The organism is Embleya scabrispora, from assembly GCF_002024165.1.
Classification (GTDB): domain Bacteria; phylum Actinomycetota; class Actinomycetes; order Streptomycetales; family Streptomycetaceae; genus Embleya; species Embleya scabrispora_A.
Genome location: NZ_MWQN01000001.1, coordinates 2972288 through 2994875 on the forward strand (window position 1 = coordinate 2972288; position 22588 = coordinate 2994875).

Genomic DNA, 22588 nt, shown 5'->3' on the forward strand with positions numbered 1-22588 from the left:
GCCGCGTCGGGGCCGGCAAGAGCGCTATCATATCGGGCGCTGCCCTGTGGGCACTCCGTACCCAGACCATGCGGTTCCTGTGACCGGTCACCTTATGAATTTCGCGACACGACGGCCCCCCGACCGCCGGACTTGCGTCGGCAGCGTCGAGGGGCCACCTTGATTCGCGGAGTGCCGCGGCGGCCACACCTTCGGACCACAGCGCACCGGCACCGCGCGTGCGGCGGCCGACCATCCTGGGGCGGACCACACGATTCGGTTCTGCGGGATAGGGAGAGCAGCCTGTATGGCAGGGTCGAGCATCATGCGGTCGCGGGGCAGTTTGGGCGAACTGTTCTCCGGTAGGCAAAACAGTGTCGGATTCATCCGTTTGTCCCTCGCCCTGGCCGTCGTCCTGTCCCATTCGCGACCACTCGGCTTCGGGGATCACGACCTCGGGTTCCTGCTCTTCGACCGTCAGACGAACCTCGGCACCATGGGCGTCTACGGCTTCTTCGTCCTGTCCGGGCTGCTGATCACCCGCAGTTCCCGACGCGGGGGATGGGCCGCTACTTCTGGCACCGCGCCCTGCGCATCTTTCCCGGCCTGTGGGTCTGCCTCATCGTGACCGCCCTGGTCGTCGCCCCCCTGGTCTCCATGCGCGAACGCGGCGGCCTGGCGGGCTTTTGGGATCATCCGGCGGGCCCGTTCGACTACATCCGGGCCAACTGGTGGACGGGCGTGCGGCAGTACGGCATCTCGGGTCTGTTCGAGACCACCACTCCGTGGGGGGTCAAGACCAAGTCGAGCGTGTTCGACGGTGCGTTGTGGTCGCTGGCCTACGAGATGCTCTGCTACATCGGCGTCGCGGCACTGGCGTTCACCGGGGTCTTCAGCCATGCCCGGCGCTTCGTCCTCGTGCTCACACTTTGGGCGTACGTCTACATCTGGAACGACTACCTCCAGTCGTCCGGTTGGAGCGGGCCGCTCAGCGGCGGTTCGAGCACCACGTTCGACCTGCCGCTGGTCGGCGAGCTCAGCGCGCACTACATCATCTATCTGAGCTTCCTCTTCCTCCTGGGCACCGCCGCCGAGCTCTACCGCGAGCGGGTCCCGATCAACGACGTCCTGGGCATACTCTCGGCCGTTGCCCTGGGCATCACCCTGCTGTTCGGCGGATTCTTCGTGGTGGGACTGCCCGCCTACGCCTACCTGTTGCTGTGGTTGGCGGTCCGGCTTCCCCAGTGGTTCCACCGGGTCGGAAGCAAGAACGACTATTCCTACGGCATCTACATCTACGGTTTCGTGGCGCAGCAGGTGCTCGCCTCGTACCACGTCGGACGTTGGGGATTCGCCGCGTACGCCGGGTTGTCCGTCGTCTGCGCCTTCGCCTGCGCCTTCCTGTCCTGGCACCTGGTGGAAAAGCAGGCGCTCAAGCTCAAGCACTGGCAGCCCGCCTTCCCCACCGGGAAGCACAACATCGGCCGTGATCACCTCGGTCGCGGCGAGGCGGAACCCGGCCCCCGGCCCCAGGGGACCCCGGTCATGGCGTCGACGGCCGCAGCCATGGGCCGTGCGGAAAGGCGCGAGACGAGCGAGAAAGAGCTGTCATGAGCAATGCCGTCAAGCCGGATCTCACGGAGCGGATCGTCCCACCTGGCAGCGTCCGCGCCATCCGCCGGCCGGCCGGCCGACCGACGCTCGTGGTCGCCGCCTCGATCCTGGGCTCGTGGGCCCTGCCCGCGCTCTTTCACCTGGCACGCCTCGACTGGCTGTCGCTCCTCGCGCTCTTCGTCGGCACCGCGTCCCTGGTCCGGGCCGGCGTGGGGCTGTTCGACCGGTTGATGCTGACGGTCCTGCTGATGATGGGTGAGTTCATCACGGCCGGACTGCTCTTCTCGCTGTGGCCGTGGGGTCTGCATCCCGTCGCGATGGCCGGGACACTGGGGACCCTGACGATCGTGGTCGCCGTCGTCACCGGCCGCCGGCCGATGCTTCCGCGCCGGGTGTCCTTCTCCGACCTGATCGCCCCGGCCGCGGCCGCGTACGCCATGTACGAGTTGTACAAGCCGCTCGCGGGCAAGTCGTTGACCGCCCGGCTCCGGTACATCGTGATGACCGAGGACAAGGCGAGTCACTTCTCGCTGTTCGACGCGATTCACCGGGTCGGCGGTTACACCTACTTCCACGCCGACCAGGCGAGCACGTCCATGGACCCGGAGATGGCTCGGGTCTACCCGCCGGGGACCCACTTCCTCTACTCGGTCCTCGACGTCTTCGTACGCTCCACCACCGATGACGGAAACGCCCTGGCCGCGTACAACCGATACTTCCTGTACACGGTCCTCGGGTACGGTTTCGTGGTCCTGGCACTGGTCTGGGCAGCGCGCTGGGTGGCCGGTCCCACGGTCACCGGATGGCGTCGGGCGCTGGTCTGTGCCGTGGTCGGCACGATCGCCGCGACCGGACAACTGGTCACCGTGTTCACCTACGGTCACGACTCGGCGGCACTCGGCGTCGCCGTGCTGGCGATGACGGTGGCCGTAGCGGTCAGACCGGCCGGAAAAGTGCGCGAGCAGGTGCTCACCGCGGCCGCCGGCCTGGTCACGCTGGCCTTCGTCTACAACCTGTTCGTCGTACTGGCCGCGACTTCGGTCCTGGCCGCGGCCGTCGTCTACTGGCATCGGCTGCGCACTGCCCTGCTCTTCACCTCCGTCGCCGCGGTGATCACGGGCGTGATCGTGCTGATCCCGATCGTCGGTCCGCAGCTTTCCGGCTTCAGTCAGACCAAGCAGTTGCAGGCGACCGGCGGAATCGACCCGATGAGTCGCAACTTCGTCGTGGCGTGCGTCGCGGTGGTGCTGCTGGCCCTGCTCACCCGGGCCGGGCGCCGCTCGCCGGTGTGGCGCACGATGGCGATCCAGATCGTGCTCGCCGCCGCCGGTGTCGTACTGTTCGGCCTCTACCAGGTACAGACGCTCGGGGCCACCTCGTACTACTACGAGAAGGCCGTCCAGGGCCTGTACGCCATCGGTTTGGTGGGACTCGGTGCGATCGGATCGTTGTTGCGGCCGGGCGGGCTCCCGGTTCCGGCCAAGCCGTCGCTCCGGCCGCTCGCGCGAGTCCTGCCCTCACTGGCGGCCGTGGTGGCCGGGGTCACCCTCGCGGGTGGTCTGCAGTTCGGTGCCATCGTGGCCTCGGACGGAGTGACGGGCCCCGACACCACCTACGCGGCCGCCTGGGCCGACGGTCGCAACGTCCGTCCGGTGGGCGTCACCGCGAAAAGGCTGCAATCGGCCGGGTATCTCGGCAAGGGCCCCACGACGCTGTTCATCATCTCCGACAGCGGCACCGACAACTGGCGGGTGTCCTTCCTCGACGCGATTCTCAAGCGCCGACTCGGCGAGACGATCAAAACGGTCTTCGGCGTGCCGTGGCTGAAGGGTCTGGCGTCCTACGGTGAAGGCTCCAACGATCGGGAGGATGAGGTCCACCGGCTCGAGGACGTCGTCCGCGGCAGCCCCCAGCCCCTGCGGTTGGTGATCTCCAACGCGAAGTTGGCCGCGCGCTTCGAGCAGTTCGCGATGGCCAATCCGAACCTGCGGCTCCAGGTCACGTACGTGCCCGGGATCGACTGACCGATACCCGGAGAACCGCGTGTGGCCACCGACTCCGTCGGTGGCCACACGCGGTTCTCCGGGGGCGTCGCCTCGCGACACACCCGCTCAGTCCACCGGGGTGCTCTCCTTGGCCACGCCCTTGAAGACCCACAAGCGGTACGCGAAGTAGTTGACGATCGCGTTGAAGACGACCGTGATCAGCTTCGCCGACATGTAGAACAGGCCCATCCAGGCCAGGGCCGATACGAAGACCACGGTGATCACCCAGTTGACCGCGGCCAGGATCAGATAGCGCACCATTTGGCCCCCGACCGGGGACACCGTGCTGCCGAACGACCAGAACCGATTCATCGTGAAGTTGACCGCGAAGGACGTGGCGGTCGCCAGGAACGTCGCCGCGGGCAGCCACAACCCCCATATCCCGTGCAGGAGGTACAGCAGACCCATGTCGATGACGACACTGGCGGCGCCCGAGACGAGGAACCGGGGCAGGCTATGGGTCAACAGAGTGGCCCACCGGCTTTGTCGCTCAGGGGTGTTGCCATCGGTGGAACGCTCTGTGGCTGTCACGAAGTCAGAGTATAGAGACCGCTTCGACCATCGAAACCTCGCCCGCAGGTCAACGGGTAAGGTCTTGCCGTGACGACGGAAGCCGCCCCTGTGAACACCCCGGGACCCCTCCAGCAAGCCCATGGCGAACGACCGTCGGCCGGATCCCGGTGGCTCTCCGGATCCATCCGCGGTTGGTTGTTGGCGTTCGTGGGATTCCTTTTTCTCGGCAGTGCCTGGGCGTTGGCCACGCCCTACGACGGCACCCCCGACGAAATGATGCACATTTTGCGCGCCGCTGGTGTCGCGCAGGGCGAATTCGCCCCCAAACCGACCGATGCCGACCTGGGTACCGGGGCGTTTCAAAGCGTGCCGCGCAGCCTGGTCCGGGAAAACTGCTGGATGTTCAAGGAGGCGCAACCGGCTTCCTGCGCGCGGGAGCCCGGTGGTGACGCGACCCTGGAACGGACCGCGACCCGGGCCGGTCGCTACAACCCGGTCTATTACGCGGTGGTCGGCTGGCCGCTGCGGCTGTCACCGGACTGGACGGGCATCCTGCTCGCCCGGCTGGTCAGTACCGTCATGGTCTCCGCCCTGCTGGCGACCGCCGCGCACAGCGTCGTGCGCTGGACCAGGCACCGGTTGCTCCTGGCAGGTGTGCTGGCGGGCACCACGCCGATGACCCTGCACCTGTCCGGCGCGATCAACCCCAACGCGCTGGAAATCGCGTCCGCCACCTCCCTGTTCGCGGTGCTGGTGCCGTTGCTTTTGGACCCGGAGACGAAACTGCGCCGATCCGCGCTGGTTACGGCCGCCGTGTCCGGCGCGATCCTGTGCACACTGCGATCGGTGGGGCCACTGTGGTGTCTGGTGGCTCTGGGAGTACTCCTGGTACCCACTCGACGCGCCCTGGTGCACTCCCTTCGGCGGTCGAAGCAGGCGATGTACGCGGCCGTGGTCCTCGTTCTCGCCGCCGGGGCCGGGGCCGCCTGGACCGTGATCATGAAGGCGAGTCAACTCGGCGCCTTGAACGATCGCACGCACATCACGTTCGAGCAGGCCGTCCGGTTCGAGGTGATCGCACGCTGGGGCGAGTACCTCCGGGAGATGGTCGGTGTCACCTCGTGGCTGGACGCCTCGGCGCCCGCCGCGGCGTACACCGCGTGGTACATGGTACTCGGCGTCTTGATCATCGCCTCGATCGCCTTCGGCACCTGGACCGACCGTTGGCGGCTGTTCGCGCTGATCGCGGTGACCTTCGGCTTCCCGACCCTGACGGACGCCATGGGAGTGGACAAATACGGCTTCGTGGCACAGGGACGCTATGTGCTGCCCGTCGCGGTCGGGGTACCGATCCTGGCCGCGTATGTCCTGTCCCGTGAGGGTGTGTTCGGCACAAAGCGCGACGCGGCCCTGATCCGGACCGTCGCGCTCGTGGTGATGCCCCTCCAGTTGGTGTTCCTGTGGTTCACCATGATCCGCTGGCAGCACGGCTGGTCCGACAAACCCCGGGAGATGACCCTCAACGCGTTCGCGGGCCCGTGGCATCCGCAGGTCGGCTCGGTCGCCCCCGTACTGATCGCCGTTCTGGGCGCCGGCGCGGTGATCGCCTACTGCTGGACCGCCACGCGGGATCCGGAAACCGCCCCGTGAGCCCACGGCCGCCCGAACGGCCGTGACTCGCGGGGCACTCGGGCCCGTCACCTGCCGTGGCGGGCCGATCCGAAGGTGTGCCGGGCCAGCTTGCGCACTCCTTCGCGATTGCCGCTGCGGACCATCATCGGCATCATCGTGAGGGCGTGCAGCCGAGACGAGAGGTGCTTGCGGGCGACCTTGGCCGCCTCGTGCCAGCCGTGCCCGTCCATCCGGTCGGCGACGTCGAGGAAGAAGCCACGCTCCTCGACGAATCGCCGCCCGTCGAAGGCCTGCAGCGCCGACTCGCTGACCGCGTGCCGGCGATACTGAAAGCAGATCTCCTCGGCCGCCACCAGTTCCTCGCCGCCCTGCAACAGATCCAGGACCAGTGCGAGGTCCTGGATCACATGCAGGTCCTCGCGGAAGTTGACCGCCTTGACCGCCTTCGTACGCCAGCACACCGATGGGAAGTACAGCCAGTTCCCGCGCAACAGGCTGACCGCGAGGCGCTCGCCGGCGAAACGTCGGCTGCCTTCGATCTTGGGCGCGTACACCCGGCGCTTGGTCTGATCGACCAGGGTCTTGGTCGGCAGTCCGCGGCCGTCGATCACCTGGACGCCGGGCTGGATCATGCCGGCGTCCGGGTAGCGCCGCAGCAATTCGCGGATCGTCGCGACGTAGTTCGGCAGGAAGACGTCGTCGCAGCCCATCATGACCATGTGGTCCTGCTCGGCGAGGTCGACACACTTGCGGAAGTTCCCGGTGACGCCGAGGTTTTGGTCGTTGCGCAGGTAGCGCACCCGATCGTCGCCGAGTGCCGCGAACCACTCGGGAACGCCCTTCTCGCGGCCGTCGTCGACCACGGTCAACCGCCAGTTGCGGTCGGTCTGGGCAAGGACGCTGCGCACCGCGTGCTGCATGAGACCCACGTCGCCGTAGTACGGCATCATCACGTCGATCGTGTGGACTTGCTGCTCGCCGGCTCCTTCCGGGTGCGCCGTCTCGGCGAGGCGAACGGATTCAGAAGGGGCATCGGCGCACTCGCGCACCCTGAACTCCCGGCTATCGATCCCAGCGGGCACGAGGGGTCCTCGTAGGCCACACGACGCATCGATCCTACTCACCCCGCGAGGCGCCTCCGACGGGGTCCGCCACGGCCGATACCGGCTGCGCCGAGCGGACCACCACGGGAAACCGTCGGGCTCCGGCGCGGAGTGTGGCCGCCATCAAAAGAGCGGTGACCACGGTCGCGGCGGCGAAGGCGATCTCGACCCGCACCCGAATGTCCCCCGGCACGCAGGTGATCGCGACGAGCACCGCGGTTCCGCCGATCCAGGCGACGAGTTGGGCCCGATGGCGGTTCATCGCCATCACGCCCTGACCGAGCACCATCGCGAGCATGTAGCACAGCGTCCCGGCCGAGAACCAGGCGAAGTCCAGCGCGCCCAGAACCCCCGCGGGCGCGTTGAAGAAGACCCTGATGATCCATGGACCGAGCACCGTGGCCCCCAGTCCACCGGCCGCGCCCAGAGCGGTGACCACCAGGCAGGCCCGGACGATCAGGCCGCGGAAGGTGCGCCGGTCGCCGTCGGTGAACGCACGGGACAGACCGGGCAACAACGACGCCTGGAGGGAGCCGAAGACGAACAGCGGCACCCGGGCCAGGATCAGCGCGCTGAGCAGCGCGGTGACCAGCGCGGTCTGCTCGGGTTCGAGCAGCTTGACGCTGAGCACGGCGGTGTTGACCATCAGCTGCGCGAGCAGCGTCGAGACGATCAGCAGGCCGAGGCCGCGGTACAACTCCCGCCACGCGAGCACCGCACCGGGCCGGGCGGCACGCAGCACCGGCCGCAGCGTGGCCAGCACGGCCAGGATCGGGGCGACGGTCAGGATCAGCGAGAACAGCAGCGGCGAGTGGCTGCCGGCCGCGCCGAGGGCGATCGCCAGCACGATTCGCAGCCCGCCGTCCAGGGCCAGCTGCGTGCCGTAGGCGGTGAACGCGCCGTGTCCGGCGAGCACACCGCGCGCGACCGAGACCACGGCCAGACCGACGAACGCGCCGCCCAGCGCCACCAGCAGCTGCCGGTCGCCGTCGAAGAGCCGATCGGCCATCGGGCCGGACGCGGCGGCCAGGAGCGCCAGTACGGCGAGCAGCAGCCCGCCGGCCAGCACGGCGCCGCGCCGCAGTACCGGTGCGGTGCCCGAGCCCTCGGCGGCCCGGGCGGCGACGATCCTGGTGATCTCCTGTTCGACCGGGAAGAACAGGCCGAGCCCGATCGAGAAGATGATGGTCCACAGCACCGAGACCCCGGACATGTCGTCCGGGTTCAGCGAGTGGCCCGCGATCGCCAGGTGTACGTAGGAAGCGCCGCCGAGGACGACCATGCCGGCGCCCACGAGGAGGGTGCCCTGGGGCAGCGCGCGGATCGCCCGCAGCAGCAGCGTCTTCATCGGCGGGCGATCGCCAACAGCAGGGTGATGAACGCGCGGCCGAGGTAGACCATCGCCTTGGCGGGGGAATGACTGGGCGTGCCGGCCTGGCGGGCCCGCATCGCCACGGGGACCTGGATCACCTTGTGCTTGAGGCGGATCACCCGGACCGTGGTCTCGACCGTGTCGCCCAGGTACTCGACCGGATACCACTCGGCGAACAGCCGGATGATGTCGCGGTTGCAGGCCCGAAAGCCCGACGTGGTGTCGGTGAGCTTGGTCTTGGCCATCCTCGACAACACGCCCGAGAGCATGACCATGGTCCACTTGCGCGGGCCGCGCACGGTGTAGTCGCCCTCGCCGGCGAAGCGCGCGCCGATGACCAGCGACGCCTCGTCGAGGTGATCCACCAGCTTCGGGACGTAGCGGGGGTCGTGCTGACCGTCCGCGTCGATCTGGATGGCCACGTCGTAATCGTTCTCGTACGCGTAGCGGTAGCCCAGCCGCATCGCGCCGCCGACGCCGAGGTTGTACGGCAGTCGGGACACGGTGGCGCCGGCCGCGCGGGCGACCTTCGCGGTGTCGTCGGTCGAGCCGTCGTCGACGACGAGGAGGTCGACCTCGGGCAGCTCGCCGCGGACCTCACGGATCACGTCCGCGATCGACGCGGACTCGTTCCACGCGGGGATGATGATCAGGACCCGCTTGTTGTTAATCATTTGCGCGTTCCCGCTCGGCCGACTCGGTACGGATGAGGGCGATGGCTGCCGTGCGTTCCTGCTCGGCCAGTTGGGTCCGGATCAGCGCGACCTCTTCGGCGAGCGAACGGGTTTCCTCCTCCAATCGACTCGATTCCCAGCTCAGGTGAATACACACGAGGAGCAGGAAGACGAAGCCGAGGAAGAGGACGAGGCTGACACCCGATCGCACGCCCGCGGTGGTGGCCACCGAGTCGAGCATCTTCGGGAACGCGCCGAGCGGTACCACGATCAAGCCGACGACGAGCCACAACACCGCGTACTTTTCACGCAGTTGGCGTCGCCTCAGCAGTTCAAGGATGACGACGACCACCAGCAAGCCGGCAATCGCGGTGACAATCGTAAGTTTCATGACACGCTCGATTTTTGATCAGTCGGGCCGCAGGGCGACGAACCCCGGGCGATCCAATGCCTGTGCAAGCATGTCCCGCCAGTCGGCCATGGGCGACAGTCCGGCATCGGCCCACCGGTCGTGGGCGAGCACACTGTAGGAAGGACGCTTGGCGGGGCGCGTGAAGTTCTCGGATGTTGTCGGACGAACGCGGTCGGCGTCCAGCCCCGCCCCGGCGAACGCGGCCCGCGCGAGGTCGTACCAGGTCGCCTGCCCGGAGGCCGTGCCGTGATAGATCCCCGCCGGCGCGCGGCCGGACAGCGCGGCCTCGCCGAGGCGCACCACCCGCTCCGCCAGGGCGAACGACCAGGTCGGCTGACCGAGTTGATCGTCGACGACGTCCAGGGTGTCTCGGTCGGCCGCCAGTGTCAGCATGGTGGAGACGAAATTCCGCCCGTGTTCGCCGTACAGCCACGCGGTGCGGACGACGTAGCCGCTCGTGGGCAGCACGTCGGCGACGACCCGCTCGCCGACCAGCTTGCCCCGCCCGTAGGCGTTCAGCGGCGCGGTGGGCGCGTCCTCGGGGTACGGCGCGGTGCCGTCGCCGCCGAAGACGTAGTCGGTGGAGATCTGGATCAGCCGTGCGCCGTGTACGGCGCAGGCTCGGGCCAGATGACCCACCGCGGTGCCGTTGACCTCGGTCGCGGCCGCCTCGGCCGTCTCCGCGCCGTCCACATCGGTCCACGCCGCGGCGTTGACGACGATGTCGTGTCCGGCCGTCGCGGCCAGGACCGCGGCGGCGTCGGTGATGTCGAGATCCTTGCGCCCGACGGCGGTGACCACCGCGCCGGGGGCCTGCTCCAAAACCGCGAGCAGATCACGTCCGAGCATTCCGTGCGCTCCGGTGACGAGCCAGCGCCGGCCGTCGACCGAGGTGGTCAAAGCGCCGCCTTCTGCCGCAGCGGCTCCCACCACGCGCGGTTCTCGCGGTACCACACGACGGTGGATTCGAGACCTTCTTCAAAGGACACGCGTGGAGTGTAGCCAAGCTCGTCGCGCAGTTTGTCGATGCTCAGCGAGTAGCGCCGGTCGTGGCCCTTGCGGTCCTCGACATGGTCGACGCTGCCCCAGTCCGCACCACACGCGGCGAGCAGGCGCGCGGTCAGTTCCTTGTTGGTGACCTCGGTACCGCCACCGATGTGGTAGACCTCGCCGGGTCGCCCGGAGCGCATGACCAGGTCGATGCCCCGGCAGTGGTCCGAGACGTGCAGCCAGTCCCGGATGTTGCCGCCGTCGCCGTAGAGCGGCACCCGCTTGCCGTCGAGCAGGTTCGTCACGAACAGCGGGATCATCTTCTCCGGGAACTGGAAGTGACCGTAGTTGTTCGAGCAGCGGGTGACCACGACGTCCATGCCGTGCGTGCGGTGGTACGCCAGCGCCAGCAGGTCGGACGCGGCCTTGCTGGCCGAGTACGGGGAATTGGGCGCGAGCGGCCAGTCCTCGGTCCACGAGCCGGTCTCGATCGAGCCGTAGACCTCGTCGGTCGAGACGTGTACGAAGCGGCCGACGCCGTGCTTGCGGGCCGCGTCGAGCAGCACCTGGGTGCCCAGCACGTTGGTGACCACGAACGGGCCCGAGCCCGCGATCGAGCGGTCGACGTGCGACTCGGCGGCGAAGTGCACCACGACGTCGTGTCCGGGCATCAGCTGGTCCACCAGATCGGCGTCGCAGATGTCGCCCTCGACGAACGTGTAGCGCGGGTCGGCGGCCACGGTCGCCAGGTTCGCCACGTTGCCCGAGTAGGTCAGCTTGTCCAGGATGGTCACCCTGGGTGTGTCCTGCGAGGTTGCGTCACCGGACAACAGATTTCGAACGAACTCGGAGCCGATGAATCCGGCTCCACCGGTGATCAGGATCCTCATGGACACGGGAGTCTACCGATCCCCGGAGGCGCAGAGCCTATGGTGTTCGCATGCGCGGCATCCTTCTCGCGGGCGGCACCGGCTCCCGACTCTGGCCCATCACCCAAGCGGTATCGAAGCAACTGATGCCGGTCTTCGACAAGCCGATGATCTACTATCCGCTGTCGACGTTGATCATGGCCGGCATCCGTGAGGTGCTGGTCATCACGACCCCCGAGGACCAGCCCCAGTTCCGCCGCCTGCTCGGCGACGGCTCGCGGATCGGTATGCGGCTCGAGTACGTCGAGCAGGCCAGCCCCGACGGCATCGCCCAGGCGTTCCTGTTGGGCGAGGAGTTCATCGGCGGCGAGCCGGTGGCGCTCATCCTGGGCGACAACATCTTCCACGGCGTGGGTCTGGGCCGGCAGCTGCGCCAAGGGGTGGACCCGGTCGGCGGTCGGGTCTTCGCCTATCCGGTCGCGGACCCCAAGGCGTACGGCGTGGTCGAGTTCGACGCCGAGGGTGTGGTCCGCTCGATCGAGGAGAAGCCCACCCAGCCGAAGTCGCGCTACGCGGTGCCCGGGTTGTACTTCTACGACGCGCGGGTGGTCGAGATCGCCAAGGCGCTCAAGCCGAGCGATCGGGGCGAGCTGGAGATCACCGGGGTCAACGCGGCCTACCTGGAGCGCGGCGAGCTGATGGTGAGCGTGCTCGACCGGGGTACCGCGTGGCTGGACACCGGTACCTTCTCCTCCCTGGTGCACGCGGCGGAGTTCGTCCGGGTCATCGAGGAGCGGCAGGGGCTCAAGATCGGCTGCATCGAGGAGGCCGCCTGGCGGGCCGGCTTCATCGACGACGCACAGTTGGCCGCGCTCGCGCAACCGCTGCTCAAGAGCGGCTACGGCAAGTATCTGGTCGATCTGCTCGCCTACGGCGACGGCATCGCGCCGCTGCCGGAAATCCCCTGAGCCGGCGCGGACCCCTCGACCATCGCATTCGACCCACCCGGATCCGGCCCCCGGGTCCGACGGACAAGGACAGAACAGATGAAGTTCCGCCCCCTCTCGATCGAGGGCGCCTGGGAGATCACCTTCCGGCAGCACGGGGATCCCCGCGGCATGTTCATGGAGTGGTACCGCTTCGACATGCTGTCCGAGGAGGTGGGACACCCGCTCCGGCTCGCGCAGGCCAACATGTCGGTGTCGGCGCGCGACGTGGTGCGCGGGATCCACTTCGCGGACGTGCCCCCGGGGCAGGCGAAGTACGTGACCTGCGTGCGCGGCGCGGTCCTGGACGTGGTGGTGGACCTGCGCGTGGGCTCGCCGACGTTCGGCACCTGGGAGGGGGTCCGGTTGGACGACACCGAGCGGCAGGCGGTGTACATCTCCGAGGGCCTGGGGCACGGCTTCTGCGCGTTGACCGACGACGCGACGCTCAGCTACCTGTGCTCGGAGACCTACGCGCCCACGCGCGAGCACGCCGTACACCCGCTCGACCCGGACCTGGCCATCGCCTGGCCGACGGCGGGCGCCGCGCAGTTGTCCGAGCGGGATCTGGCCGCGCCCACGCTGGCCGAGGCCCTGCGCAACGGGCTGCTGCCCGACTACGAGCAATGCCGGCGTTTCACCGAGTCGTTGGGCGATGTTTCCCCGTAGTCCCCCTCCCGATGGGAGCGCGAAGGGGCGGGCGTCGCGGCTCCGTCTAAACGTCTGGTGGGTGTCGTCGCGCGGCGATAGTGTCTGCGCGACGACGACCCGATGCCGCGGGGGGGTACCCGGCCCGGATTCGTCGTTCCATCGTTGGTGATCCGACTCGACCACACCACGCGCGGAACTCGTGTCCCCGCCGGAAGTACCCGCGTGGAGATGTCGGATCACCCTCCTCGGGAGGACCTTTTTTGAAGATCCGCACGCTCCGCGGTTCCATGGCACTGCTGTCGGCGAGCGCGCTCGCCGGCGGCATGCTGGTGGCGCTGGTACCGACGTCCGCCCAGGCCGCACTGGGCGGAGGGGAAGGCCTACTGGCCGGTTCCTCCTACACCAACAGTCGGATGGAGGGCAGGCAGGCCGACGGGACCGCGATCGACCTCGGCCTCGGCCAGGGTTTCCACCCCTCCTTCTCGCCGGACGGCAGCCACATCGCCTTCGTCCGCAATGACCGGCTCCAGATCGCCCGGGTGGGTACCACCGCCGTCCGGGAACTCACCGGGTCCCCGCTGTACCAGGTCGCCTTCCCCAAGTTTTCCCCGGACGGGCGCTACATCTACTTCACCGCGAGCCCCGGCGGGGAACCACGCGCGTATCGGATCCTGTCCGACGGAAACGGCGACCCCGAACCCGCTTTCCCCGGGCAGCAGAGCTGTGACCGCTACCTGTCCACGTCCTCCGCGTGGACCTACGTCTTCCAGCGCGGATGCGGCATGGACACCTCGGTGTGGTCGTACGACGCCCGCACCGGCGCCACCGCCAAGATCGTCGACGACGCCGCCACGCCGGACATCTCCCCCGACGGCACGTCGATCGCCTTCGTCCGAGGGGGGAAGACCTCCACGCCCCGTATCTTCACCGGCAGCCCGACCGGTGCCGACGTCAAGCAGCTCACCCCGGACGCCGAGGGCAACGCCTCGATGCCGACCTTCTCTCCGGCGGGCAACAAGGTGGCCTATGTCAGGGAATACGACACATGGGTCATGGACAAGAGCGGCGAGAACCGGAAGCTGGTCGCCAAGAACTTCCTGAAGGGCTCCTGGCAACCGCTGCGCAAGGAAGGCGTGTTCCGGGTCTGGGGCGACACCGCCCGGGAGACCGCGATCGCCAACTCCAGGTTCAAGTGGGCCTCGGTCGGCGACACCTCCTCGGGTCTGCGACAGGCCGACTCGGCGGTGATCAGCCGGTCCGACTTCTTCTACGACAGCCTCGCCGGCCCGGCCCTGGCGGGCGCGAAGAACGGCCCGCTGCTGCTGGGCGGTTGGGGCGGGCCCGGGAGTCTGTACGAGGAGCTGAAGCGCACTCTGCGGCCCGGCTCGACCGTGTACATCCTCGGCGGCACGGAAGCGCTGAGCGGCAACTACGAGAACGACCTCCGGCAGTGGGGCTACACGCCCAAGCGGCTGGCCGGTCCCACCATGTACGAGACCGGCATCGCGATCGCCCGGGAGACCAACCCGGCGCCGAAGAACGTGTTCGTGGTCACCGGTGAGGCCTACTACGACGGCCTCTCGGCGGGTGCCGCGGCCGGCGGCACCAAGGACAGCGTGGTCGTCTACAGCGCGGGCGACAACATGCCCGCCGTGACCGAGTCCTACCTGAACGCGATCAACCCCGCCACCACCAACGTGATCACCGTCGGCGGGCCGGCCGACAACGCGCTGCAGACGGCGAACCTGCCGTCCTGGCCGGACGGCGCGCAGTACTACTCGGTCTCCGGGAACACCGCGGCCGACACCGCGGCCAAGCTCGGCCGGTTCTGGTTCGCCGCCCCGCGCACCGTGGGTCTGGCCACCACCAAGACCTGGCAGGACGCCCTCACCGGCGGCGCGATGATGGCCGGGCTCGGCCCCATCCTGCTCACCGACGAGGACAGCCTGGCCCCGTCCAGTTCCTGGTACCTCTACGACAACGGCGCCTCGCTCTCCTCGGTGGTCCTGGTCGGCGGCGAGTCGGCGCTCAACGGGCCGATCGTGGACCAGGCCGGCAACCAGATCGGGCTCCCGGGTCAGTACACCTACGTACCGATGTACAACGGGGTCGAGCCGCCCGCGGGCAAGGCGCTGCGCGCCGCGCCGGCGGACAAGCCCGGCAGCCCGGCCGTGAACGGTCCGGCGAGCGGCACCGGTCCGCAGGCCGGTTCGGGCGTCGAGCGGCACACCAAGCGCTGACCGCACGACACCACGACGACAGCGCGAGACACCGAGGGCCCTCGGCGGGACATGTCATGTCCCGTCGGGGGCCCTCGGCCCGTCCCGGCGGCCGAAAGGCACGGGCGAAACGCCCCCGAAGCGGTCCATCCGGTTAGGGTCTCGACATGAAGTGGCTTGTCACCGGCGGTGCCGGATACATCGGAACGCATGTCGTACGCGGGCTCGTCGCGGCCGGGGACGAGGTCGTCGTGGTCGACGACCTCTCCTCCGGAATCCGCGAGCTGGTGCCGGACACGATCCCGGTGGTGGTCGGCTCCGTGCTGGACCGGGCGCTGCTCGACGAGTTGTTCGGCGCGCACACCTTCGACGGCGTGGTGCACATCGCGGGCAAGAAGCAGGTGCCCGAGTCGGTCGCGCGTCCCCTCTACTACTACGAGGAGAACGTGGAGGGTCTGCGGACGCTGCTCGCGGCGATGGTCGCGGCCGGCGTGCCCCGGATCGTGTTCTCCTCCAGCGCCGCCGTCTACGGCATGCCCGACGTGGACCTGGTCGACGAGGACACCCCGTGTCTGCCGATCAACCCGTACGGCGAGAGCAAGCTGGTCGGCGAGTGGCTGATCGCGGCCACCGCGCGGGCGCACGGGATCTCCTACGCCTGCCTGCGCTACTTCAACGTCGCGGGCGCCGGCGCGCCGGAGCTCGCGGACGCGGGCGTGTCCAACCTCGTGCCGATGGTGCTGGAGAAGGTGACGGCCGGCCGGGCGCCGGTGATCTTCGGGGACGACTACGACACCCCCGACGGCACCTGTGTGCGCGACTTCATCCACGTGGTGGACCTGGCCGAGGCGCACGTGGCCGCCGCCCGTCGGCTCGCCGCCGACCCCGGCACTCGCCTGGTGCTCAACGTCGGCCGAGGTCGGGGTACCTCGGTCCGTGAGATGGTCGAACTCATCCGCGAGGTCACCGGTTTGCGCGAGTTCGGGCCGAAGACGCTGCCCCGGCGCGCCGGCGATCCGGCCCGGGTGGTCGCGAGCGCCGAGCGGATCGCGGCCGAACTGGACTGGAAGGCCCGCCTGGACGTCTCCGACATGGTGGAGAGCGCGTGGGCGGGCTGGCGGGCGCGGCGCGGGTGACGGGCGCGGGGCGCGCCACGTGGTGGGCGCCGGGCCGCCCGGGCGGGTGCCGCGCGTCCTGTGCCCCCGCATTCCCCCGAGTGCTTTCGGATGCCTCGAACGCCTCGATGCGACGCCGGCCGTCGAGTCGGCGTCGCGCGGCGCGCGTGGGGTGAAGTGCGCCGGGACGAGTCGGACTCGGGGCTTTTGTCCTGTGGGCCGAATCACCCCGGGTGCGAGTGCGAAGGGGCGCCGCGATGGGTAACGGCGCCACTCCGGACCCGAGACGCGCGATGCGCCTGTGACGAACGGGACTTCGGTGATCGTTCCCGGGTGATCCGGATGAGGCTCGACCAGGGTCCTTTGTCACTCGATCCGGCCGAATCCACCACGGAACGCCAACTACGGTCCTTTCCGTAAGGGATCATCTACATTGCGCTCAACCGCAAAACGGATAATCGTCTTCTATCAGACACAGACTTGTGATCTTCGGCGGAGCCTGCTTAGCGTTCGATCCGTCCGTATCCCACACGGACCCCGATCGCCGGTACGCCGAATCCTGTCGCCGGCCGTTCGGGAGGCTGACGAGCACCACACGACAGGAGCGGGGGAACCACAGGTGAACCGCCGAACACGGCACCGATCGAGACGGTCGGCCGCCGCGAACGGCTTGGGGTGAAGCCACGTCCTTCGGGACGTGGCCGGGCTATCGATCTCCGGCCCGAATCCGACAGCTCACCTCGTAGGCGTGGGAGAGGATCCAGCCATGCTGTCCGGAACCGGGCGTCATCGCCGTCGCAGCACCAGCAGGACCACGCGTCTGATCGCCGCGGCCGGCGTCGCCGGTGTCGGCGTCGCCATGCCGATCATCGGGGCGGGCACGGCTCAGGCCGCGTCCGTGAGCACCTGGGACAAGGTCGCCCAGTGCGAGAGCACGGGCAACTGGAAGATCAACACCGGTAATGGCTTCTACGGCGGCCTCCAGTTCACCCAGAGCACCTGGAACGAGTTCGGCGGCTCGCAGTACGCCGCGCGCGCCGACCAGGCGACCAAGAGCCAGCAGATCGCGATCGCCGAGAAGGTGCTCAAGAGCCAGGGCCCCGGCGCCTGGCCGGTCTGCTCGGTCAAGGCGGGCCTGACCCGCGGCGGTGCCGCTCCGGACCTCGACACGGGCTCGGCGGGCGGCAAGACCGCGCCGAAGACCGCCCCGAAGACGGAGAGCGCCAAGCCGGCGCCGAAGACCGAGACCGCCAAGCCGAAGATCGAGGTCAAGAGCGAGGCGCCGAAGACCGAGGCGCCCAAGGACGAGACTCCGAAGACCGAGGCGCCCAAGGCCGCCAAGACCGACGCGGCCACCGGCTCCTACGTCGTGGTCGCCGGCGACACGCTGTCGCAGATCGCGAACGCCCGGAACGTGCCCGGCGGTTGGCCGAAGCTGTACGAGGCCAACAAGAGCGTGGTCGGCGAGAACCCGGACCTGATCTTCCCGGGCCAGCAGCTCACGGTCGACGGCAAGGCCGCGCCGGCCGCCGAGACCAAGACCGAAACCAAGACCGAGCCCAAGGCCGAGGCACCGAAGGCGGAGACGCCCAAGGCCGAGGCCAAGACCGAGGTCAAGCCGGCCGCCGCGCCGAAGACCACGGTCAAGTCCGAGAGCACCAAGGCCGACTCCTCGGCCAAGGGCTCCGAGCAGGCCTCCGGTTCGTATGTCGCCCCGGTCTCCGGCGCCACCCTGACCGCGAGCTTCGGCTCGGGCGGGTCGCGCTGGTCCAGCGGCCACCACACCGGCCAGGACTTCGCCGTCTCGACCGGCACCACGGTGCGCGCGGTCACCTCCGGCACGGTCGTCTCGGCCGGTTGGGGCGGCGCGTACGGCAACGAGGTCGTGATCCGGCACGCGGACGGCAAGTACACCCAGTACGCGCACCTGTCCTCGATCTCGGTCAAGGCCGGGATGAAGGTGCAGACCGGCCAGAAGATCGCGCTCTCCGGCGCGACCGGCAACGTCACCGGCCCGCACCTGCACTTCGAGGTCCGCACCACGCCGAACTACGGCTCCGCGGTCAACCCGATGACGTGGCTGCGCAGCCACGGCGTGAACGTCTGATCCACCACACTCCCGCGCCGAACGGCGGGCATCCCTTCCGGGGGATGCCCGCCGTTCGCGTACGCCGGCCGGGCGGGCGCGTGGCGGCGGGCCCGGGGCCGGGTGGACGCCGGCCCGGGGGCGGGGGTCAGGGGAGGTGGGCCGTGTGCAGGGTGCCGTTCGTGGTGAGCCACAGGGCGAGCGGGCGGCCCGTGGCGTCGAGGGTGGTGGTCGGGGCGGTCGGGATCGGATCGTCGGCGAGCACGAGCGGCGTGGGGGTCGCGCCGAGCACCACCGGTCGGCCCTCGGCGTCCCGGGTCGAGGTGAGCAGCGTGCCGTCGGGGCGGGGCAGTTGCCACAGCGGCTCGTAGCCGGCCCCGGCCGTGCGCGGGGCCGTGGGAACCCAGGTGCCGGGGCCGGCCTCGGTCGTGCCCGCGATCTCCGCCGTCCCGGCCCGCCGGTAGCCGACCGTGACCCGGCCGTCGGCGCCGACCGACGCGGCGGGCGGCCCGACCGGGTGATCCGCCGCGATCGTGCGTGGCGGGCCGGGCCGGTCGCCGACCACGTCCCAGGCGCGGATGCCCTCTCGGGCCGTGCCGAACACGGTGACCCGGCCGTCGGGGCGGGTGACCGCGGTCGGGCCCTCGACGATCTCGGCGCCGCCGAGGTCGCGCCACGGCGACCACACCGTGCTCCCGGCGGGCAGGTACCGGGCGCCGACGCCCTTGGCCCGATCGCGCGCGAACAGGTGCAGCCCGCCCGCGCCGTCGGCTTGGACCACCGGTGGGCCCAGGCCCGTCGCGCCGTCGTCCGGGCCGCCCAAGTCCTGCCACGGGCCCAGGTCGCCGCCGGGCGCCGACTCGATCGCGGTGACGATCCCCAGCCGGTCGCGATCGGCCCGAGCCGCGCCGCCGATCCGCAGCGCGAACACCCGCATCCGCCCGTCCGCCGTGCGCACCACGGCCGGGGCCGGGGCGAGTTCGCCGTCGCCCGGGGCGCCGAGGTCGCGCGCGGCGGACCAGCCGCCCGCGCCGTCCTCCGCCCAGCGGGTGATCCGGCCGCCGAGCACCGACCAGGCGGTGGTTCGGCCGTCCGCGCCGAGCACGGGTCTGGGGCCCGGGTCGGGGAAGCGATAGGTGGTGCTCTGCGGCCAGTTGCTGCGCGACGCGGTGTCGCGCACCTTGAGGTCGCCGCAGTCCGCCCGGCCCGGGCAGTGGTGCTCCCGGTCGGTCCAGCCGTAGACCCGGGTGACGGCGTCCTTGCGCTCGCGGGCGGCCGGCTCCAGGTTGTGCGGCCAACGCTCGTTGTAGTAGCCGCGATACGCGATCGCCGCGGCGGCCCCGGCGGGCCGGTCGCTGTTGTGGCGGCGCAGCGCCTCCCAGGTGAACCGCGCGGCGGCGGTGTGGTCCTGGTGGTCGGAGACGCCGTTGTTGTCGGCGTGCGCCGGGTGCTTCGCGTCGTGCTTCTGGCGATCGGGGTCCGGGTCGAGCGTGCGCACCACGGTCGGCGCCTGGGCTCGCATCAGGTCGGTCAGGGACCGGATCAGCCCGTCGCGGGTGTACGCGTACGGTCCGCCCGCCGGCTCGTCGAGCGGGGCCAGTGTGTCGAGTTCGCGCTCCTGTCCGTTCCACAGGGTGCGCAGCCGCCCCTTCGCGCCGATGCCCTCCTCCTTGCGGGTGTTGAGGAACACCAGCTTGATGTTGGGGGCGTCGACGAGGCGGTCGAATTCGGCGTGCGCGCCGTCGCGCAGGCGGATGCTGTGGCGTTCCCAGCGCGCCGCGCGGTCCCCGAGCGCCATGAACGCGTAGGCGGCGCGCGAGCCGTTGTTGCGCGCGGCCGCGTACGCCCGCACGTCGGGGCGGCTCCCGGGGCCGTTGCGGCCGTCCGCCTCCCCCGCGGTGAGGAAGACGGTCACGCTGTCCGTACCGGCGTGCACCGCGCGGTCGATGTCGGGGTTCATGAAGTACAGGTCGTCGTCCTGATGGGCCACCACCTGCATCACCGCGCCGCCGACGCCGGGCGCCGGGGCCAGCGCCTCGATTCCGATCGGCAGGGTCGGCGCGTACCGGGTCGGCGATCCGTAGGGGCCGGTCAGCTGTACCACCGCGGCGGTGAACGCGGTGGCCAGCACGGCGGCCACGGCGGTGAATCTGCCGGTGCCGGGGATCATCGCCATCGCGGCCGGACCTTTCTGCCGTCGGGGCCCGTCCGGCGCAGCTCGGCGGATCGGGTCGCGTCGTCCGCACCAGGGCGGACCGGCCCATCATCGCCGGTCGCCCGCGCCCCGGACGCATCCGGCTCGGCCACGCGGCTCGGTCGACCCGTCAGCGGCCCCGAGCGTCGCCCTCGGTCGCCTCGCGTGGCCGGTCGGCGGCGGGCAGTCGCGGCTGCGGACGGGCGCCGGCCGCGCTCCCCGCCTTGCCCGCGCCCGTCGAACTCGCGTTCTGGGTCGTGGTCTTGCCCGGGTCGGCGGCCGGACTACCCGCCCCGAGTCGTTGTTCGCCGAGCCGGGGCTGCGGTCGGGCAGCGATTTGGCGCCCTCGGGAGTGACCCGGGTCGCGCCGATGTAGTCGGGTTTGTCTATCGGACCGAACTTGATCACCGTGCCGGTGTACGGCGCGTGGATCATCTGGCCGTTGCCGACGTACATCCCCACGTGGTGGATGCTGCGCGGGTCGCGCAGGTCGGTGGCGAAGAACACCAGGTCGCCCGGCAGGAGTTGGTCGCGTGAGGGGTGCCGGCCGGCGTTCCACTGGTCGTTGGCCACCCGGGGCAGCCTGATGCCCACCGTCTCGTAGGCGGCCTGGGTCAGCCCCGAGCAGTCGAACCGGCCGCCGTCGGCGGCGGTGCCCTCGCCGCCCCACAGGTAGGGGGTGCCGAGCTTGGTCTGCGCCCAGTTGACCGCGCCGGCGGCGAGCGCCATCGGCTGCAGCGGCGTCTGGACCACGCCGAAACTCTGTTCCAGGGCCCGGATGTTCTTCACGTACTCCTGGGTCTGCGTATACGGCGGGATGCCCTTGTACTGCATCACCCGGTACGCGCCCGCGTTGTACGCGGCGAGCATGTTGTTGGTGCGATCCCCCGGCACGGAGGCGACGTACTTGGCCAGCGAGCAGTCGTAGCGCGCGGCGGCCGGGATGGCATCCGCCGGATCCCACGGGCTCGCTTTGCCGTCACCGTTGCCGTCGGTGGCCCATTCCGGCCAGGTGGTGGGCATGAACTGGGCGATGCCCTGGGCCCCGACGTTGCTGACCGCGGTCGGGTCGAAGCCGCTCTCCTGGTACAGCTGCGCGGCGAGCAGCGCCGGCGAGATCTCCGGGCACAACCGCCCCCACTTGTCTATCGAGGACGCGTACGCGGCCGGCACCGTGCCGGGGGCGAGCGTCATCGTGCCACCGGCGCCGGTCTGGCTGCCGGAGGCGGACTGCATCGCGCCGACCCCCACGGTGAGCAGGCCGACCAGACCGAAGGGGATCGCGAATACGATGCCACCGGCGACCCAGGCTTTGCGCATCGCGGGTACCCCCCGATTCTGCGCGGTCGGGCGGGACCGCGACGGACGCTCCGAGCTCATTGTGCGCGTCACGATTGCTCAGCGCAATCACCCGTGATACACACAGTAAGCAGACACACTTGCCGAGGTGGTAGCCCGATCGGCTTCCCCACAGCACAATAAACGAACGACCCACTCCTGCCGTCGAATGTGACGACAGGCGACCAAAGCCCGACCTCGGGGGCGGTGAAAAACGTGTTTCTTGCAGAAGGCAAAGGCAACGGCGGCAACGGCGACATCAATACGATCATCGGCGGGATAGCTCCGAACTGGGGCCCGTTCGCAAGGCTGGGCGGCGAGGCCCGGATCATGGTCGAGGTGATCATGGCCGTGGCGCTGCTGCTCTGCCTGGCGATCGCGATCTGGGGCGCGGCGAAGCAGCGCATAGGAGCGACCGCGATGCGCGACACGTTCAGCGCGGAGCAGGGCAAGGGCCTCATCATCGCCGGTCTGACCGGTGTCTTCATCATCGGATCGCTCGGGACGCTGTTCACGATTGTGTACGGAATGGCGATCTAGACCGGTTCGCACCCTGCCGTCCCCAAGGTGGCGAATCCCGTGGTGTTTTATCCCGGGCGCGGCGCACTCCGGCGCGTCGTGCGCCCCGAAAACGGAATGCCCCATTCCGCATTCGGGGCACAGCAGCAATTCCGGTCCCTTTCCCGGACAATCGAGCCTGTGTTCACGTGTTCACGCAACAGCGCGGTGCCACCGGTATGACCGCCCGTCTGGGAAGATCGTTCCGGCTGCAACCGAACCCCGCGGCGCTCGGCCG

17 protein-coding genes, 1 pseudogene and 1 riboswitch are annotated in these 22588 nt (G+C 69.7%); of the genes and pseudogenes, 9 read left to right on the forward strand and 9 right to left on the reverse strand.

What is annotated here, in order from left to right; translation table 11 throughout:
• The first annotated feature begins 540 nt into the window (after positions 1-540).
• Both B4N89_RS13070 and B4N89_RS13075 read left to right on the forward strand, forming a co-directional pair.
• Positions 541-1593: an acyltransferase family protein gene (locus tag B4N89_RS13070; protein WP_078976018.1), complete on the forward strand. Its 1053-nt coding sequence runs from the start codon at positions 541-543 to the stop codon at positions 1591-1593.
• The gene (locus tag B4N89_RS13075) at positions 1590-3617 is read left to right on the forward strand and encodes a hypothetical protein (protein WP_078976019.1); all 2028 of its coding nucleotides are present in this window, start codon (positions 1590-1592) and stop codon (positions 3615-3617) included. Before B4N89_RS13070 ends, B4N89_RS13075 begins: the two co-directional genes overlap by 4 nt.
• An 87-nt stretch (positions 3618-3704) precedes the next feature.
• Here B4N89_RS13075 and B4N89_RS13080 read toward each other — a convergent pair whose 3' ends face one another.
• Complete coding sequence (locus B4N89_RS13080; protein WP_161500711.1) at positions 3705-4169, reverse strand: GtrA family protein; 465 nt, start codon at positions 4167-4169, stop codon at positions 3705-3707.
• 189 nt (positions 4170-4358) lie between these two features.
• Between B4N89_RS13080 and B4N89_RS13085 the strand changes: the two genes are divergently transcribed.
• On the forward strand, positions 4359-5801 hold the full coding sequence (locus B4N89_RS13085) for a DUF2142 domain-containing protein (RefSeq protein ID WP_161500712.1): 1443 nt from the start codon (positions 4359-4361) through the stop codon (positions 5799-5801).
• A gap of 47 nt (positions 5802-5848) precedes the next feature.
• On the opposite strand, the gene B4N89_RS13090 is transcribed toward B4N89_RS13085, so the two are convergent.
• The 6 genes from B4N89_RS13090 to rfbB form a co-directional block, all read right to left on the reverse strand.
• Positions 5849-6733: a glycosyltransferase family 2 protein gene (locus B4N89_RS13090; protein ID WP_078976021.1), complete on the reverse strand. Its 885-nt coding sequence runs from the start codon at positions 6731-6733 to the stop codon at positions 5849-5851.
• A gap of 166 nt (positions 6734-6899) precedes the next feature.
• Positions 6900-8234 (reverse strand): lipopolysaccharide biosynthesis protein, encoded by a 1335-nt coding sequence (locus tag B4N89_RS13095; RefSeq protein WP_078976022.1) that lies wholly within the window; start codon positions 8232-8234, stop codon positions 6900-6902.
• Positions 8231-8932 carry a glycosyltransferase family 2 protein gene (locus B4N89_RS13100; protein ID WP_078976023.1) on the reverse strand — a complete coding sequence of 234 codons (702 nt, stop codon included), beginning with the start codon at positions 8930-8932 and terminating at the stop codon, positions 8231-8233. Before B4N89_RS13100 ends, B4N89_RS13095 begins: the two co-directional genes overlap by 4 nt.
• Positions 8925-9323, reverse strand: a complete 399-nt coding sequence (locus B4N89_RS13105; RefSeq protein ID WP_078976024.1) for a DUF2304 domain-containing protein — start codon at positions 9321-9323, stop codon at positions 8925-8927. The genes B4N89_RS13100 and B4N89_RS13105 overlap by 8 nt, the downstream gene beginning before the upstream one ends.
• A gap of 18 nt (positions 9324-9341) precedes the next feature.
• On the reverse strand, positions 9342-10244 hold the full coding sequence (gene rfbD, locus B4N89_RS13110; RefSeq protein WP_078976025.1) for a dTDP-4-dehydrorhamnose reductase: 903 nt from the start codon (positions 10242-10244) through the stop codon (positions 9342-9344).
• A complete protein-coding gene (gene rfbB / locus B4N89_RS13115) occupies positions 10241-11224 on the reverse strand; it encodes a dTDP-glucose 4,6-dehydratase (protein WP_078976026.1) in 984 nt (327 codons plus the stop codon). Before rfbB ends, rfbD begins: the two co-directional genes overlap by 4 nt.
• A gap of 50 nt (positions 11225-11274) precedes the next feature.
• Here rfbB and rfbA point away from each other — a divergent pair, with 50 nt between their 5' ends.
• From rfbA to B4N89_RS13140, 5 genes are all read left to right on the forward strand, one after another.
• Positions 11275-12171: a glucose-1-phosphate thymidylyltransferase RfbA gene (rfbA, locus tag B4N89_RS13120; RefSeq protein ID WP_078976027.1), complete on the forward strand. Its 897-nt coding sequence runs from the start codon at positions 11275-11277 to the stop codon at positions 12169-12171.
• 78 nt (positions 12172-12249) lie between these two features.
• On the forward strand, positions 12250-12858 hold the full coding sequence (gene rfbC / locus B4N89_RS13125) for a dTDP-4-dehydrorhamnose 3,5-epimerase (protein WP_078976028.1): 609 nt from the start codon (positions 12250-12252) through the stop codon (positions 12856-12858).
• A gap of 269 nt (positions 12859-13127) precedes the next feature.
• Positions 13128-15080, forward strand: a complete 1953-nt coding sequence (locus B4N89_RS13130) for a cell wall-binding repeat-containing protein (protein WP_143657942.1) — start codon at positions 13128-13130, stop codon at positions 15078-15080.
• 146 nt (positions 15081-15226) lie between these two features.
• On the forward strand, positions 15227-16195 hold the full coding sequence (gene galE / locus B4N89_RS13135; RefSeq protein WP_078976030.1) for a UDP-glucose 4-epimerase GalE: 969 nt from the start codon (positions 15227-15229) through the stop codon (positions 16193-16195).
• 558 nt (positions 16196-16753) lie between these two features.
• A riboswitch (cyclic di-AMP (ydaO/yuaA leader) is annotated at positions 16754-16938 on the forward strand.
• A 2-nt stretch (positions 16939-16940) separates the two neighbouring features.
• A complete protein-coding gene (locus tag B4N89_RS13140) occupies positions 16941-18281 on the forward strand; it encodes a transglycosylase family protein (RefSeq protein ID WP_101897076.1) in 1341 nt (446 codons plus the stop codon).
• 127 nt (positions 18282-18408) lie between these two features.
• Here the strand turns inward: B4N89_RS13140 and B4N89_RS13145 are convergent, their stop codons facing one another.
• Positions 18409-20436: a PIG-L family deacetylase gene (locus B4N89_RS13145; protein WP_078976031.1), complete on the reverse strand. Its 2028-nt coding sequence runs from the start codon at positions 20434-20436 to the stop codon at positions 18409-18411.
• 345 nt (positions 20437-20781) lie between these two features.
• A pseudogene (locus B4N89_RS13150) lies at positions 20782-21774 on the reverse strand (NlpC/P60 family protein); the annotation flags it as partial.
• Between the two features lie 234 nt (positions 21775-22008).
• Here B4N89_RS13150 and B4N89_RS13155 point away from each other — a divergent pair.
• Positions 22009-22332 (forward strand): hypothetical protein, encoded by a 324-nt coding sequence (locus B4N89_RS13155; RefSeq protein WP_078979333.1) that lies wholly within the window; start codon positions 22009-22011, stop codon positions 22330-22332.
• Positions 22333-22588 lie beyond the last annotated feature (256 nt).